We start from the raw sequence: 15,616 nt of genomic DNA on the forward strand, positions 1-15,616 counted from the left end.
GCTCCCCTTGGAATCAAGACCCGGCGCTTCAATGCGCTGAGTGCATACGATCGATCCGGCTGGCGGGCGGTGGCGGTCAGTTGTTGGTTATTGGCAGAAAATCGGTAGTCCGTTGCGATATAGCTTAAAGATATTCATGTAACAAATTAAATACCTTTAAAGAATAAGCGAATGCATAAGCCCGGCACCCTTTCATCAGGATTATGTGCAGCAATCCCGCTAGTTTCAGCCCCGGTTCAGCCTGGGCTCGCGTCAAACCGTCAAAATAGTGCGCACATCACGACCCACTTAGCCGCCCCTCAAACCGACTACCGAGGTCGCACCCATGAAAAGATTCCGACTGCCTGGCCTGTTATTGCTGGCCCAGGCCACCACCGCGCTGGCCAGCGAAGCGCCCGTTACCGAAGACGATAAAGGCTTCTGGTACGCGCAGACCAGCGTCTATACCCGCCACTTCGCGCCGGATAAGGACCACAACAACAACCAGGACCTGATTGGCCTGGAGCGCAATGAGGCATCAGGGTGGGTGTATGGCGGGGCGACCTTTCGCAACTCGTTCAGCCAGCGCTCGTACTACGCTTACGCGGGCAAGCGCTATGACATGAACGACTATCCGGTGTACCTGAAGGTTACGGGCGGGGCGATCCAGGGCTATCGCGGCAAGTACCGCGACAAGATCCCCTTGAACCGTTTCGGCGTGGCGCCGGTGATCATTCCGTCAGTAGGCACCTATTACGGGCCGGTGGCGGCGGAGTTGGTGTTGCTGGGGTTCAATGCGGCGATGGTGACGACCGGCGTGCGCTTTTAAGGGCGCGGCGCGTAGGCGAATACGTCGGCGCGCATCTGGTGCGCATCCATGCCAGCGTCGACCAGCGCATCCAAGGTGCCGTAGATCATCGCCGGTGAACCGCTGGCGTAGACGTGTACAGACTTGAGGTCGACGATGTCCTCGCACACGGCTTCATGGAGCAAACCGCAGCGCCCTTCCCAGCCGCACAAATCGCTGACGACTTTGTGCAGGAACAGGTTAGGCAATTGCAGCCACTGGTCCCAGTGCTCGATATCGTAAAAGTCTTCCGGGCGACGCACGCCCCAGTACAGGTGCACCGGGTGCTTGAAGCCGGAGGCGCGGCAATGTTCGATCAGGCTGTGCATCTGCGCCATGCCGGTGCCGGCGGCGATCAACACCAGCGGACCGTCCGGTAACTCGGCCAGGTGAGTGTCACCAAACGGCAGTTCTACGCGGGCCATCCGGTTACGTTGCAGTTGTTCCAGCAGGCTGCGCGCACTGTCCTCGCGGGCCAGCACATGCAGTTCCAGCTCGCGTCCGGCGTGAGGCGCCGATGCCAGGGAAAAGGCTGATTTCTCGCCACTTTCCCGTTCGATCATCAGGTACTGCCCGGCGTGGTAACGCGCCGTCTTGCCGGCCGGAGCCAGCAGGCGCACGCGCCACACATCACCACCGACCTCTACGCATTCACTCAATTGACACGACAACTTGCGCAACGGCAACTCTCCCGGCGCCAGCACGCCATCCCACAACACAATGCAATCTTCCAGCGGTTCGGCGATGCAGGTGTAGAACTCACCGTGATCGCGTACCTCACCGGCTTGCTGCACCCGACCTTCCACTAGCAGCGCGGCACACACATGGCACACGCCGTTGCGACAGGCCTGGGGGCATTCGTAGCCCAGGCGGCGCGCGCCTTCGAGGATTCGCTCGCCGGGGACCAGCTCCAGCACAGCGCCGGAAGGTTGCAGGGTTACACGCATCAATCTATTCCCAATTCTTTCCACATCGCATCGACGCGCGCGGTCACGGCTTCATCCTTGACGATCACCCGACCCCATTCGCGGGTGGTTTCACCCGGCCATTTGTGGGTGGCATCCAGGCCCATCTTGGAGCCAAGGCCAGATACCGGCGACGCGAAGTCGAGGTAGTCGATCGGCGTGTTGTCGATCATCACCGTATCGCGCTTGGGGTCCATGCGCGTGGTGATGGCCCAGATCACGTCGTTCCAGTCGCGGGCGTTGATGTCGTCGTCGGTGACAATAACGAACTTGGTGTACATGAACTGTCGCAAAAACGACCACACACCCAGCATGACGCGCTTGGCATGGCCCGGATACGACTTCTTCATGGTCACGATGGCCATGCGATACGAACAGCCTTCCGGCGGCAGGTAGAAGTCGGTGATTTCCGGGAATTGCTTTTGCAGGATCGGCACGAACACTTCGTTGAGTGCCACGCCGAGAATCGCCGGCTCATCCGGTGGACGGCCGGTGTAGGTGCTGTGGTAGATCGGCTTGATCCGGTGGGTGATGCGCTCGACGGTGAACACCGGGAAGCTGTCGACTTCGTTGTAGTAGCCGGTGTGGTCGCCGTAAGGGCCTTCGTCGGCCATCTCGCCAGGGTGGATCACGCCTTCGAGGATGATTTCAGCAGTGGCCGGTACTTGCAGGTCGTTGCCACGGCACTTCACCAGCTCGGTGCGGTTGCCGCGCAGCAGACCGGCGAAGGCGTATTCGGACAGGCTGTCCGGCACCGGGGTCACGGCGCCGAGGATGGTGGCCGGGTCAGCGCCCAGGGCCACGGAGACCGGGAACGGCTGGCCGGGGTGTTTTTCGCACCACTCACGGAAGTCCAGCGCGCCGCCACGGTGGCTCAGCCAACGCATGATCACCTTGTTGCGGCCGATCACTTGCTGACGGTAGATGCCGAGGTTCTGACGGTCCTTGTTCGGGCCTTTGGTGACGGTCAGGCCCCAGGTGATCAGCGGGCCGACGTCGCCAGGCCAGCAGGTTTGCACCGGGAGCATGGCCAGGTCGACGTCATCGCCCTCAATGACCACTTCCTGGCACACGGCGTCCTTGACCACCTTGGGCGCCATGGCAATGATCTTGCGGAAGATCGGCAACTTCGACCAGGCGTCCTTCAAGCCCTTGGGCGGCTCGGGCTCCTTGAGGAAGGCCAGCAGCTTGCCGATCTCGCGCAGTTCGCTGACCGACTCGGCGCCCATGCCGAACGCCACGCGGTCGGGCGTGCCGAACAGGTTGCCGAGCACCGGAATATCAAAGCCGGTCGGGTTTTCGAACAGCAGCGCCGGGCCCTTGTTACGCAGGGTGCGGTCGCAAATCTCAGTCATTTCCAGCACCGGGGACACCGGCACCTGGATACGTTTCAACTCTCCGCGCTGCTCAAGTTGCTGCACGAAATCCCGAAGATCCTTGAATTTCATTAACCATGCCACCCGTAAAATAGGCGTACATCCTACCTGCTCTGAGGCTGGCTGGCAGCCTATCGCGGTGCTTTTGGGTGCCAACGGTGCTTAAAAAGCAGGCGAAAAAAAATGGCGCCCCTGAGGGCGCCATTTTTTCGGACCTGAAACGTCGTATTACTTACGCTTCATCGACAGGAAGAACTCGTCGTTGGTCTTGGTGGTTTTCAGCTTGTCGATCAGGAACTCGATGGCCGCGACTTCGTCCATCGGGTGCAGCAGCTTGCGCAGGATCCACATGCGCTGCAGTTCGTCGTCGGCTGTCAGCAACTCTTCGCGGCGGGTGCCGGAACGGTTGATGTTGATCGCCGGGAACACGCGCTTTTCTGCGATGCGACGGTCCAAAGGCAGTTCCATGTTGCCGGTACCCTTGAACTCTTCGTAGATCACTTCGTCCATCTTCGAACCGGTTTCAACCAGTGCGGTGGCGATGATGGTCAGCGAGCCGCCTTCTTCGATGTTCCGCGCAGCGCCGAAGAAACGCTTCGGTTTCTCCAGGGCGTGGGCATCGACACCACCGGTCAATACCTTGCCGGAGCTCGGGATCACGGTGTTGTAGGCACGGGCCAGACGGGTGATGGAATCGAGCAGGATCACCACGTCCTTCTTGTGTTCGACCAGGCGCTTGGCCTTCTCGATCACCATTTCGGCAACCTGCACATGGCGGGTTGGCGGCTCATCGAACGTCGAGGCAACCACTTCGCCGCGCACGGTGCGCTGCATTTCGGTTACTTCTTCCGGACGCTCATCGATCAGCAATACGATCAGGTGAACTTCAGGGTTGTTACGGGCGATGTTCGCTGCAATGTTCTGCAGCATGATCGTTTTACCGGCTTTCGGCGGTGCGACGATCAGGCCACGCTGGCCTTTGCCGATCGGGGCGCACAGGTCGATTACACGACCGGTCAAGTCTTCGGTGGAACCGTTACCGGCTTCCATCTTCATGCGCACGGTCGGGAACAGCGGGGTCAGGTTCTCGAAGAGAATCTTGTTTTTCGCGTTCTCTGGACGATCGAAGTTGATCGTATCGACCTTGAGCAGGGCGAAGTAACGCTCGCCTTCCTTCGGAGGGCGGATCTTGCCAACGATGGTGTCACCGGTGCGCAAGTTGAAGCGACGGATCTGGCTCGGCGAGACGTAGATATCGTCTGGGCCGGCGAGATAGGAGGCGTCTGCAGAGCGGAGGAAGCCGAAGCCGTCCTGGAGAATCTCCAGCACGCCATCACCGGAGATTTCCTCGCCGCTTTTCGCGTGCTTCTTGAGCAGGGAGAAAATCACGTCCTGCTTGCGCGAACGGGCCATATTTTCTATGCCCATTTCTTCGGCCAGTTGGAGCAGGTCGGTAATCGGCTTTTGCTTGAGTTCAGTCAGATTCATATAGGAATGACGTAATCATTTATGGAGGGGGGGAAATTAAGCTTTTGGCTTAATGAGGCCGCGCCGCAGAGAAGGCGACAGGATCGCGTACTAATCGAAAAGGAATGCGTCGGCGACGGCTTGCAGGGGGCAGTGGAGAAACCAGTGCGGGGCCGAATGTACCACCTGAATTTCGGAGCGTCTAGCCCTGTTTAACGAAAAAGCCCCGCGATTTGCGGGGCCTTTTTGACGACGCTTAGATGTTGGCGTCGAGGAAAGCTTGCAGCTGGGACTTCGACAGCGCACCCACTTTAGTGGCTTCGACGTTGCCGTTCTTGAACAGCATCAGTGTAGGAATACCACGCACGCCGTGCTTGGCTGGGGTTTCCTGGTTATCGTCGATGTTCAGCTTGGCAATGGTCAGCTTGCCTTCGTAAGTGGTTGCAATGTCGTCCAGGACCGGAGCGATCATTTTGCAAGGGCCACACCATTCAGCCCAGTAGTCAACCAGCACCGGGCCGTCAGCCTTGAGTACTTCGGCCTCAAAGGTCGCGTCGGTGACGTGCTTGATAAGATCGTTGCTCATGGATGTCTCCGGATTGTAAGCAAAAAAAACGTTGCCCATCATAGCCGCCCTTCCCCCGTTCAGGAAGCCGCCTCTGATTGAGTCTTGCTATGGTGGTGCATGAGTTTGGGTATGGCCCGACTCACGGCGTGACAGGCGTCACGAAGGCAATGCCCGTACGCAACGCCGCGTTCCGTACGTGCTCCTGCATGGTTTTCTGTGCCGCCGCACTGGCGCGGCGGGCCAGTGCGCGCAGTATCTTGCGATGTTCCTGCCAGGTTTCCATGGCCCGCTCTGGCCGGATGAACGGTAGTTTCTGGCTCTCCAGGAACACCTCGGCGCTGGCACTCAGGATACTCACCATTGCCTGGTTGCCGCTGGCCAGCAGGATGCGCTGGTGGAATTCGAAGTCCAATCGCGCCGCCGCTTCGAAGTCGCCTGCCTTGAGCACCTTGCGCATCGCCTCGACGTTATCCTCAAGACTGTCCAATTCATCAATGGTCAGCGTCACCGCCGCCAGCCCCGCCGCAAAGCCCTCCAGGGCATAGCGCAACTGGAAGATGTCCAGCGGCGTGGCCTGGGCCGCGAACGGCCAGGCAAATCCCGGCGCCTCCTCAGCCGCCTGCACGAATACACCTTTGCCCGGCTGCACGCTGACCAAGCCCAAAGCACTCAAGGACGACAATGCCTCGCGCAACGACGCCCGACTCACGCCCAACTGCACCGCCAGGTCGCGCTGGGACGGCAATGCGTCGCCCGGCACAAAACCCTGTTCCTTGATCAGTTTGCGGATGGCCTGCAGGGCCGCTTCCGGTACGGCTTGGGCGATGGAATTCATAAAAAACTCAAGGTTCCAGACAACTGAGTGGCTAGTTGTAAAGCTAATCGCGGCCGGCGGCAAGCCACGCCCCAAAGGGGCTCGCGGGGTTTTATCGGCGCTCGAAAAGAGTGCGAAAAGCTCACTCACTGTTCAGACCAGTAAGACCACAGCACCTCAACAAATCCCAGCCCTGCACGCCATTCCCAGCGTGCTGGCATGGGCTGTGCACTGAGCAAATTCAGAAAATTCCTTCGCCCTTCTCGGAGAGTTGCCATGACCAAGCGCTACAGCGCCCTGCTCACTACCCTGTTTGCCAGCCTGATGCTCATCCAGGCACCCGCCCAGGCCAACGGTCTGGACGATATTGTCGCCCGTGGCACCCTCAAGGTCGCAGTGCCCCAGGACTTCCCGCCATTCGGCTCGGTCGGCCCGGACATGAAGCCACGCGGCCTGGATATCGACACCGCCAAGCTGCTGGCCGACCAACTCAAGGTCAAACTGGAGCTGACCCCGGTCAACAGCACCAACCGCATCCCGTTCCTCACCACCGGCAAGGTCGACCTGGTGATCTCAAGCCTGGGCAAGAACCCTGAGCGGGAAAAGGTCATCGACTTCTCCAAGGCTTACGCGCCGTTCTACCTGGCGGTGTTCGGCCCACCGGATGCCGCCATCAGCAGCCTCGACGACCTCAAGGGCAAGACCATCAGCGTGACCCGTGGCGCCATCGAAGACATCGAGCTGACCGCCGTAGCGCCCAAGGAGGCCACCATCAAGCGCTTCGAAGACAACAACTCGACCATCGCCGCCTACCTGGCCGGCCAAGTTGACCTGATCGCCAGCGGCAACGTGGTGATGGTCGCGATCAGCGAACGCAACCCAAAACGCGTGCCGGCGCTGAAGGTAAAACTCAAGGATTCGCCGGTGTACGTCGGCGTGAACAAAAACGAGCCGGCGCTGCTGGAGAAGGTCAACCAGATCCTGGTCGCGGGCAAGGCTGACGGCAGCCTGCAAAAGAACGCGATGCAGTGGCTCAAAGAGCCGCTGCCTGCTGATCTCTGATACGACGGAGCTGACTTCATGGCGTATCAATTTGACTTTGTACCCGTGCTGGCCAATACCGACCTGCTGCTGCGCGGCGCGCTGTTCACCCTTGAGCTGACGGCCATCGGCGCGATCCTCGGCGTGGCCCTGGGTACCGTCGGCGCGGTGGTGCGGGCATGGAAGATCCAGCCGTTTGCCTGGTTCTTCGGCGTCTATGTCGAGTTGATCCGCAACACGCCGTTCCTGGTGCAACTGTTCTTCATCTTCTTCGGCCTGCCGTCCCTGGGGCTGAAGATTACCGAGTGGCAGGCGGCCGTATTGGCGATGGTAATCAACCTGGGGGCCTACTCCACGGAGATTATCCGCGCCGGCATCCAGGTCATTCCCCGTGGGCAGCTGGAAGCTGCAGCAGCGTTGGCGATGACGCGCTTCGAGGCGTTCCGCCACGTGGTGCTGCTACCGGCGCTGGGCAAGGTGTGGCCGGCCCTGAGCAGCCAGATCATCATCGTGATGCTCGGCTCAGCGGTGTGCTCGCAAATCGCCACCGAAGAGCTGAGCTTCGCCGCCAACTTTATCCAATCGCGCAATTTCCGCGCATTTGAAACCTATGCACTGACCACCCTGGTGTACCTGTGCATGGCGCTGATGATTCGCCAGTTGCTCAACTGGATCGGCCGCCGCTTTGTGATGAGGAACAGCCGATGAGTGATTTTTCCTTCTGGGACATCGTGCGCAATCTGCTGACCGGCTTGCAGTGGACACTGTTGCTGTCGCTGGTGGCGTTTATCGGCGGCGGCCTGATCGGCTTGCTGGTGATGACCATGCGCATCAGCAACAAGGCGTTCGCGCGCAATGTTGCGCGCACCTATATCGAACTGTTCCAGGGCACGCCGCTGCTGATGCAACTGTTTCTGGTGTTCTTCGGCATCGCCTTGCTGGGGATTGATATTTCGCCCTGGCTGGCGGCAGCGATTGCCCTCACTTTATTTACCAGCGCCTACCTCGCCGAAATCTGGCGCGGCTGCGTCGACTCCATCGCCCACGGGCAGTGGGAAGCCTCGGCCAGCCTGGCGCTTAATCCGCTGGAGCAACTGCGCTATGTGATCCTGCCCCAGGCGCTGCGCATTGCCGTCGCGCCAACGGTGGGGTTCTCGGTGCAGGTGGTCAAAGGCACCGCAGTCACCTCGATCATCGGCTTCACCGAATTGACCAAGACCGGCGGCATGCTCGCCAACGCTACCTTCGAGCCCTTCATGGTCTACGGCCTGGTGGCCCTCGGTTACTTCCTGCTCTGCTACCCCTTGTCCCTCAGTGCGCGCTATCTGGAAAGGAGACTGCATGCCTCTGCTTAGAATTTCCGCCCTGCATAAGTATTACGGCGATCACCACGTCCTCAAAGGCATCGACCTGACCGTTGAAGAAGGCCAGGTGGTGGCGATCATCGGCCGCAGTGGCTCGGGCAAGTCCACCTTGCTGCGCACCCTCAACGGCCTGGAATCGATCAACGACGGCGTGATCGAAGTGGACGGCGAATACCTCGACGCCGCCCGCGCCGACCTGCGCAGCCTGCGGCAGAAAGTCGGCATGGTATTCCAGCAGTTCAACCTGTTCCCGCACCTTACGGTGGGCGAAAACGTGATGCTCGCCCCACAAGTGGTGCAGAAAGTGTCCAAGGCCAAGGCCGCGCAACTGGCAAGACAAATGCTTGAGCGCGTGGGACTGGGCGAGAAGTTCGACGCCTTTCCTGATCGCCTGTCCGGCGGCCAGCAACAGCGCGTCGCCATTGCCCGCGCCCTGGCCATGTCACCCAAAGTGCTGCTGTGCGACGAGATCACCTCGGCCCTGGACCCGGAGCTGGTCAATGAGGTACTCAGCGTCGTCCGTCAGTTGGCCAAGGACGGCATGACCTTGATCATGGTGACCCACGAGATGCGTTTCGCCCGAGAGGTTGGCGACAAGCTTGTGTTCATGCACCAGGGCAAGGTGCATGAAGTTGGCGACCCCAGAATACTGTTCGCCAACCCGCAAACCCCAGAGCTCGCCAACTTCATCGGTTCAGTGGAGCAGCCGGGCTGACCAGTTCGAAATGACCCTGCCCTTCCAGCAAGGTCTGGCTGCGCACCTGCAAAACGTCGGAGGGCAGCTCGGTGTCGATGTCGACCTGGGCGGTAAGTCGCTTTCCGGCCACCGGTGCCACAAGGACCCGGCCCGGCAATAACTGCCCGTTGACAGCTTCACCGGGCAGATGTGCCACCCCCCACGTGACGGGCTGCCCATCCACCTGGGCATGCTTGAGGGTCAGACGAAAGCGCCCCTCACGACCAAAGCGAAAACCTTGCCCATCGGCCGCCCCGACAAACCGCAATGCCATTGCCGAAGGCTCTGCACAGAGTACGCTCAGGTGCACCGTGCGCGTTCCCAGCGGGAAGGATGCGCTTGGGGCGAGTGTCTCCTTGCGAATAACGCCATAGTCGATACGGGGCTGACTGACGGACACCCGGCAATTTTCAGCCCGTACACCCTGGACCATCAACAATGTGCACATCAGTGCAAAGCCCATACCTTTGCGATCAGCGGCCATGGCACACCGCCGATGCTGTCTCGTAGAACGTGTCATTGTCACGCGGGGTCTCGGTGGCCAGATTCAGCAGGCAGGTAGAAGAGTCCGGCAATGAAACCCGCAGGCTTTGCTCGTTATTGGCGTCGTTCAGGAAAATCATGCCCTCGCCCACCACGCTGGTCAGGAAGCGATTGTTGTTGTCGAACACCGAAGCGCCCTGAGGCAGCGGCCGACCCTGTTGATCAACGGCGGAGAGCAACATGCGGCGCACTGTCACCACATCAAACGCCACGCTGTTGACCGACCCTCGGCCCGCGGCGAGCACCTGGGTGCCGTTCTTCAGGTCAACACGCTTGGGCAGGGACTGGGTTTGCACTTCGATGCGACTATTGGTGTAGGCCGGCAAGCCGGGGATCACGGCTTGCCCACTGAAGTCGGTCCATACCGGTCCGTGCGGGGTGTCGATTTTCGCAGCGCTGAGCTTGCCCACCGATGCGATGCCAAACGTGTCCTGCACGGCATACGGCGAGAACGTCAACCCACCTTCGTGAGCCACCATGCCGCCTTGCAACTGCCCGGTATAGCTTGTACCCAGCGGGTCCCAATTGACCCCCAGGCCGACGCGGGTGTATCGCGGCATCAGGTCCACCTGACCCCGAACCGATTGCTCCCTGGCACTGAGGTCACGTTCGATACCCACGTCGTAATTCACATACTCATTGACCCGTTCACTGAGCGCGACGCCTGCACGGGCCTGCTTTCCACGATGACTGGTATAGCTGTTCAGGCGACGATCACTGCCCAAGGGCACGCTGACCTGCAAACGCACGGACAGGTCATCGTCCTGGGCGGTGTCGCGCCGCCGGCCTCCACTCGCAGCATCACGGCGTACCTGGCTACCGCCCACTTGCGAGTCGGCGATCAACGCGACATCGGCGTGGCGAAACGACTTGTTCCATGAAGCGAACACATGGTCTGTAGCGTGCCCGTCAAGCTGCGCGCTGCGGGTGTAGCCCAGGGAAAATGCCCCCAGCGTGTTATCGACCCAGCTCAGGCCTGCCGTGTACTGATGACTGAAGCGCGACCCCAGTTCGTCGGCGTTACTCGGGCGACCCGCTCCCAGCACCTCGCGATACCCACGGGTCTGGGTGGTTGCGCTGAGATTGAGGTCGAGATTGCCGTACACCGGGCTGCTCACCGACACACTGCTGCGAGACCCGGATACCGCGTTGCGACTGTCCCGGGACACGTTATGACGTGCGCCCACGGAAACCCGCTGGAAAAACACGCTGCTGAGGGTGCCGCCTGCCGACCAGTATTCGTCGGTATTCAACAGGCCAACGCCGGCCGAGGAGTCGCGGCCCAGGCCCCACGTGCCGCTGGCCATGGCGACTACCGGCGACGGGGCCTGCTCTTGCTCGTTTTCACGCACCTTGCCAAGGGAGAAGTAATAGCCCGGTGCCGCTGGCGCAGCCCCTGCGAACGAAGCGGCAGGCACCACGAAACTGCGCCTGGCGCCCCGCACATCGATGACGCTGACCTCCAGGTCGCTGGTGCCATTGAGCAAGGGCAGGCCCGTCAGCCTGAAAGGACCTTCAGGCACCAGCGTGCTGTGAATCAGCACGCCTGCCTGGCGTACTTCAATGCGTGACTGGCTTTGGGCCAGCCCTTCTACCACGGCATTGTTGCTGCCCGCCGGCGCCCGCGACTGGCCATCGGGGGAAAACTGCACACCGGACAGTTGAATCCCGCTGAACAGCGGGTTGTTACTGGCGAGTTGGCCTACCTGGAAAGTCGACTGCAACGCAGCGAGATCTCGCTGGGCATAGGCATACAGATGCTCGGTACGGGCCACACCATTGTCGGATACATAGAATTGACGACTGCGAACAATCCAGTCCCCCACGTTGAAGCCCGCCTCGGTATGGGCCGAAACGAACCGGCTGGGCCCACTGCGCGAATGGCTGTCGAAACCCTGCACGTCATAGTTGAACAACGCCGCCGTACCGCCTCGGGCAAATTGTCCGGCCTCCCATTGCGGCGCACGCAGTGATCCGGTCGGTACCACCAGCGCCACCTCGTCGCTGCCGGGGCGCAGTCGCACCATCGTCGTCGGGAAAGCGCCGAGGAAGTCATGGCAGGCCTGGTCCGCATCAGTCCCCTTGCCAAGCATGCCGCTGGGCGTTACCAACCCGGCTTTCTCCAGCAGCCCAGGGGTAAAACACAGCTGCCCGTTTGAATCGAACCGTGCATCCACCAAGCCCAGGGGGTTCCCGTTAACCCGCAGCCCCACCACCTGAACACCCTCGCGAAAACGCGCCGCACTACGGAAGTAGTCAGACACTTTCGGATCAATGCCATGGGTGGTGAGCGCCGCCAGATCGAACCCCTCGCCCAGCTCCAGCGCGGGAGCAAGGCCAGGCAAACTCCATAACGTCGCAAATCCCATAAGCAGCGTGGGTCGGCGGGGCCACAACGACGTCATACGTTTGTTACTCGACAGGTTTGTCATGGAACGATCAATCCCCATTGGCATTGATCGGGGCGCGGTAGTTGTCCGCCGCAAACCCGTAGACCGTGGCCGGCTGGATATTGACGGCAGTCACACCCGCCAACGGCCCATCAACGCTCAACGCCAGCGCTTCCCCCGGCAATAGATAGGTGCGCGGCAGCGTTGCAACGATTTGTTGAGGCAGCAACTGCACCTCCGGCGCCAGGCGCACCACGTAAGCGCTGTCGTTATGAACCGTTAGGCGCTCCCCCACCTGCTTCCACTTCAGCAGCTCCCAAGGGGTGTGATGCAGAGGTAAACCTCGTGGGTGCAGGATCAGCGGCAAGTTCTGTCGCAGGGTGATGCCGATGGTCGTACCGCCAGGGGCTTTAGCCTGGGGAATGCCCTCGAAGGAAACGCGTTTCAACCGCTGGGTCTTCAAGGGCTCTTTCAACGTGCTGATGAAACGCACCAACTGGGTTTCACCTGCCTCTACGCGCGTAATGGGCGGCGTCACAATCAGCAGCGGCTCCACGTCCTCGGGCACGTTCTCGACGACAGAATGAAGCAGCGCCGGTGCCGCATCGGTATTCTTGATGTTTATGGTGGCTTCGCCCTGCTCTTCATAGAGCACAACCAGGGTAGTTTCCGGCAACATGCCGTCCGCCATTGCAAAACTTGCGAAATACAAACACACACTTGCACACAGCAACCGCACATTACTTATTGCTGAAAAACTAAGCACTCAGTACTCCCCGCAACATTTAAGTTGACGATTGACGCCCACATAAAAACAGCCGACAAGAAACATAGGGTTTCAGGCCGGCTGTAGTTCAGTCGCTTAGATGTAATTCAACTCAAGCGTTGCACGCCCATCAAGGGTAATGTCACGGCTCAGGTCCAGATCCTGACCTTTGTTGATCACCGCCCTCACAGCAATAGTTCCGGTCAACTGAGTGATCATGGCGGGAACCGCGGTTGTACTGCTGCGCCACGAATGTTGACTAGGCGACTGGGCAACTTTGCCGTCGCTGTTCTGCCACGCGCCGGTGCTCACACGTACGATGGGACTGAGCACTGTGGACGACGACCGGAGGTCCTTGAGGGTAACCGCAAAGCCGCCGGTCCTGCGGCCAGAGGCGCTCCCCAAGCCGTAGTTATGAGCCTCGGTATAACCTGCCCCCAGTGCATTGAGGATGCCTGGCACTTTGCTGCCAGCCTGCAGGTCGACAAACTTCAGCCCGAACTGAGCAGCCGTGGTGCCACAGTTGATACTCAGGGGAGTGGTCATTTCCGCGAGCGGGTTGAACGCCGTCGGAAGCAGTTTGCCCGAAGGGATGATGCCGTAGTTGATAATGCCGCCACCGGTCATGCTGAGGTTGCAGGCGGCAGGTTTGATCGTACCCCTGACGATCAGTTCTGCACTGGTGGATGCCTGAGCGTTAAAGGCCGCAGCCAGATAAGCAATACCAAGAGTCAATCCAACAATTTTCTTCATATTCGACCTGTCACTGAAAGTTTTCAGGCGTATTTATTTTTGCCTTGAATTCAAACCATAAATAAATAACACCACGGCAAAATTGCCGAGTGACAGTCTGTCTCTTTGGCACTTACCTAAAGAATAAGACAACCCTTTAATTGGTGTCGGAGCGATAAAAATAAACTGTCGTCCGTGCCTGCCCCATCAGTAGGCTTGAGCAAAATAATGAATAGAACTCTGACTCACAGGCTGTAGGCCAAATCAAAGCTAAGCGTAAAAGGCCCCTAAGTTAAAATCCCCTACAGTGGCTCGCGCACTTGCGAGCAGCAGCTTAAGACGACAGCCTACACTTCCTACAAACAACACCTACAGACGTCGCCGGCGACATTCCCGAAGCACAACGCGTTGGCGTCAGCGGTCGATCGTGGCACGATGGTCAGGTTATCGACCGAGACCCCCAAACCATGCCGCAATCCCAAGCCAAGAATCTGTCCCTGATCGCCGCCATCGACCTGGGCTCGAACAGCTTTCACATGGTCGTGGCCAAGGCCCAGAACGGCGAAATCCGCATCCTTGAGCGGCTCGGAGAGAAAGTGCAACTGGCTGCCGGGATCGACGACGCGCGCCAGCTCAATGAAGAATCCATGCAACGCGGGCTCGATTGCCTCAAGCGTTTTGCCCAACTGATCAACGGCATGCCCCTGGGCGCGGTGCGGATCGTCGGCACCAACGCCCTGCGCGAAGCGCGCAACCGTGGCGAATTCATCCGCCGCGCCGAGGAAATCCTCGGACACCCGGTAGAAGTCATCTCCGGTCGTGAAGAAGCGCGCCTGATCTACCTCGGCGTGTCCCACACCCTGGCCGACACCCCCGGCAAGCGCCTGGTGGCGGACATCGGCGGCGGCAGCACCGAGTTCATCATCGGCCAGCGTTTCGAACCACTGCTGCGCGAAAGCCTGCAGATGGGTTGCGTCAGCTATACCCAGCGCTATTTCAAGGACGGCAAGATCACCCCGGCGCGCTACGCCCAGGCCTACACCGCAGCGCGGCTGGAGATCATGAGCATCGAGCACGCCCTGCACCGCCTGACCTGGGATGAAGCCATCGGCTCATCCGGCACCATCCGGGCCATCGGCCTGGCCCTCAAGGCCGGTGGGCATGGCACGGGCGAGGTCAACGCCGAAGGCCTGGCCTGGCTCAAGCGCAAGCTGTTCAAACTCGGGGATGCGGAGAAAATCGACTTCGACGGCATCAAGCCCGACCGCCGCACCATTTTCCCGGCCGGCCTGGCGATTCTCGAAGCCATCTTCGACGCCCTTGAACTGCAACGCATGGACCACTGCGACGGTGCCCTGCGTGAAGGCGTGCTCTACGATCTGCTGGGCCGCCATCACCACGAAGACGTGCGTGAACGCACCCTCAGTTCGCTGATGGAGCGCTATCACGTTGACCTGGAACAAGCGGCACGTGTAGAGCGCAAAGCCCTGCATGCCTTCGACCAGGTGGCCGAGGATTGGGACCTGGAAGACGGTGTATGGCGTGAGCTGCTGGGCTGGGCCGCCAAGGTGCATGAAGTGGGCCTGGATATCGCCCACTACCATTACCACAAGCACGGCGCCTACCTGATCGAGCACTCCGACCTGGCCGGTTTTTCCCGGGAAGACCAGCAGATGCTTGCGCTGCTGGTACGCGGCCATCGCCGAAACATCCCCAAGGATAAATTCGCCGAGTTCGGTGATGAAGGCATCAAGCTGATCCGCCTGTGCGTGCTGCTGCGCTTCGCGATCCTGTTCCACCACATCCGTGGCACCCAGGAAATGCCCCAGGTCAAACTGCGTGCCGATGGCGACAGCCTGGAAGTGATGTTCCCCAAAGGCTGGCTGGATGAAAACCAGCTGACCCAGGCGGACTTTGCCCAGGAAGCGGAGTGGCTGACGCGGGTGGGGTTCAGCCTGAACCTGCGCTGACTCGATCCAAAGAACACCGCAAAAACAAATGTGGGAGGGGGCAAGTCGAATCGTCGCA

At 60.1% G+C, this 15,616-nt stretch carries 15 protein-coding genes; 6 read left to right on the forward strand and 9 right to left on the reverse strand.

The window, feature by feature from the left end:
- Positions 1-325 precede the first annotated feature (325 nt).
- On the forward strand, positions 326-808 hold the full coding sequence (locus tag EJD88_RS24335) for a sn-glycerol-3-phosphate transporter (protein ID WP_099585942.1): 483 nt from the start codon (positions 326-328) through the stop codon (positions 806-808).
- Here the strand turns inward: EJD88_RS24335 and EJD88_RS24340 are convergent.
- The 5 genes from EJD88_RS24340 to EJD88_RS24360 all read right to left on the reverse strand — a co-directional run bounded on the left by EJD88_RS24340 (position 805) and on the right by EJD88_RS24360 (position 6,037).
- Positions 805-1,773: a CDP-6-deoxy-delta-3,4-glucoseen reductase gene (locus tag EJD88_RS24340; RefSeq protein ID WP_158879201.1), complete on the reverse strand. Its 969-nt coding sequence runs from the start codon at positions 1,771-1,773 to the stop codon at positions 805-807. The two genes, EJD88_RS24335 and EJD88_RS24340, sit on opposite strands and share 4 nt — an antisense overlap.
- Positions 1,773-3,239 carry a 4-hydroxy-3-polyprenylbenzoate decarboxylase gene (gene ubiD / locus EJD88_RS24345; protein WP_038444369.1) on the reverse strand — a complete coding sequence of 489 codons (1,467 nt, stop codon included), beginning with the start codon at positions 3,237-3,239 and terminating at the stop codon, positions 1,773-1,775. The genes EJD88_RS24340 and ubiD overlap by 1 nt, the downstream gene beginning before the upstream one ends.
- 156 nt (positions 3,240-3,395) lie before the next feature.
- The gene (rho, locus tag EJD88_RS24350) at positions 3,396-4,655 is read right to left on the reverse strand and encodes a transcription termination factor Rho (RefSeq protein ID WP_003176825.1); all 1,260 of its coding nucleotides are present in this window, start codon (positions 4,653-4,655) and stop codon (positions 3,396-3,398) included.
- A 235-nt stretch (positions 4,656-4,890) separates the two neighbouring features.
- Entirely contained in the window at positions 4,891-5,220 is a 330-nt protein-coding gene (gene trxA / locus EJD88_RS24355) for a thioredoxin TrxA (RefSeq protein ID WP_099585944.1), read from the reverse strand.
- 121 nt (positions 5,221-5,341) lie between these two features.
- Entirely contained in the window at positions 5,342-6,037 is a 696-nt protein-coding gene (locus EJD88_RS24360; RefSeq protein WP_099585945.1) for a FadR/GntR family transcriptional regulator, read from the reverse strand.
- A gap of 255 nt (positions 6,038-6,292) precedes the next feature.
- Between EJD88_RS24360 and EJD88_RS24365 the strand changes: the two genes are divergently transcribed.
- From EJD88_RS24365 to EJD88_RS24380, 4 genes are read left to right on the forward strand one after another with little or no spacing between them, the layout of a single operon-like run.
- On the forward strand, positions 6,293-7,078 hold the full coding sequence (locus EJD88_RS24365) for a transporter substrate-binding domain-containing protein (RefSeq protein WP_158879202.1): 786 nt from the start codon (positions 6,293-6,295) through the stop codon (positions 7,076-7,078).
- A gap of 18 nt (positions 7,079-7,096) precedes the next feature.
- On the forward strand, positions 7,097-7,765 hold the full coding sequence (locus EJD88_RS24370; protein WP_158879203.1) for an amino acid ABC transporter permease: 669 nt from the start codon (positions 7,097-7,099) through the stop codon (positions 7,763-7,765).
- Entirely contained in the window at positions 7,762-8,412 is a 651-nt protein-coding gene (locus EJD88_RS24375; RefSeq protein ID WP_099585947.1) for an amino acid ABC transporter permease, read from the forward strand. The genes EJD88_RS24370 and EJD88_RS24375 overlap by 4 nt, the downstream gene beginning before the upstream one ends.
- Positions 8,399-9,136 (forward strand): amino acid ABC transporter ATP-binding protein, encoded by a 738-nt coding sequence (locus EJD88_RS24380; RefSeq protein WP_158879204.1) that lies wholly within the window; start codon positions 8,399-8,401, stop codon positions 9,134-9,136. The genes EJD88_RS24375 and EJD88_RS24380 overlap by 14 nt, the downstream gene beginning before the upstream one ends.
- Here EJD88_RS24380 and EJD88_RS24385 read toward each other — a convergent pair.
- The 4 genes from EJD88_RS24385 to EJD88_RS24400 all read right to left on the reverse strand — a co-directional run bounded on the left by EJD88_RS24385 (position 9,108) and on the right by EJD88_RS24400 (position 13,609).
- Positions 9,108-9,641: a hypothetical protein gene (locus EJD88_RS24385; RefSeq protein WP_158879205.1), complete on the reverse strand. Its 534-nt coding sequence runs from the start codon at positions 9,639-9,641 to the stop codon at positions 9,108-9,110. The two genes, EJD88_RS24380 and EJD88_RS24385, sit on opposite strands and share 29 nt — an antisense overlap.
- Positions 9,631-12,132 carry a fimbria/pilus outer membrane usher protein gene (locus EJD88_RS24390; protein WP_158879206.1) on the reverse strand — a complete coding sequence of 834 codons (2,502 nt, stop codon included), beginning with the start codon at positions 12,130-12,132 and terminating at the stop codon, positions 9,631-9,633. Before EJD88_RS24390 ends, EJD88_RS24385 begins: the two co-directional genes overlap by 11 nt.
- Before the next feature lie 7 nt (positions 12,133-12,139).
- Positions 12,140-12,829: a fimbria/pilus chaperone family protein gene (locus EJD88_RS24395; protein ID WP_256674407.1), complete on the reverse strand. Its 690-nt coding sequence runs from the start codon at positions 12,827-12,829 to the stop codon at positions 12,140-12,142.
- Between the two features lie 123 nt (positions 12,830-12,952).
- Positions 12,953-13,609, reverse strand: coding sequence for a DUF1120 domain-containing protein (locus EJD88_RS24400; RefSeq protein WP_158879208.1), 657 nt, complete (start codon positions 13,607-13,609; stop codon positions 12,953-12,955).
- A 446-nt stretch (positions 13,610-14,055) separates the two neighbouring features.
- Here EJD88_RS24400 and ppx point away from each other — a divergent pair, with 446 nt between their 5' ends.
- Positions 14,056-15,558: an exopolyphosphatase gene (ppx, locus tag EJD88_RS24405; RefSeq protein WP_160385030.1), complete on the forward strand. Its 1,503-nt coding sequence runs from the start codon at positions 14,056-14,058 to the stop codon at positions 15,556-15,558.
- Positions 15,559-15,616 lie beyond the last annotated feature (58 nt).

The sequence above is a fragment of the Pseudomonas sp. PB105 genome (genome assembly GCF_009764655.1).
Classification (GTDB): Bacteria; Pseudomonadota; Gammaproteobacteria; order Pseudomonadales; family Pseudomonadaceae; genus Aquipseudomonas; species Aquipseudomonas cyclaminis.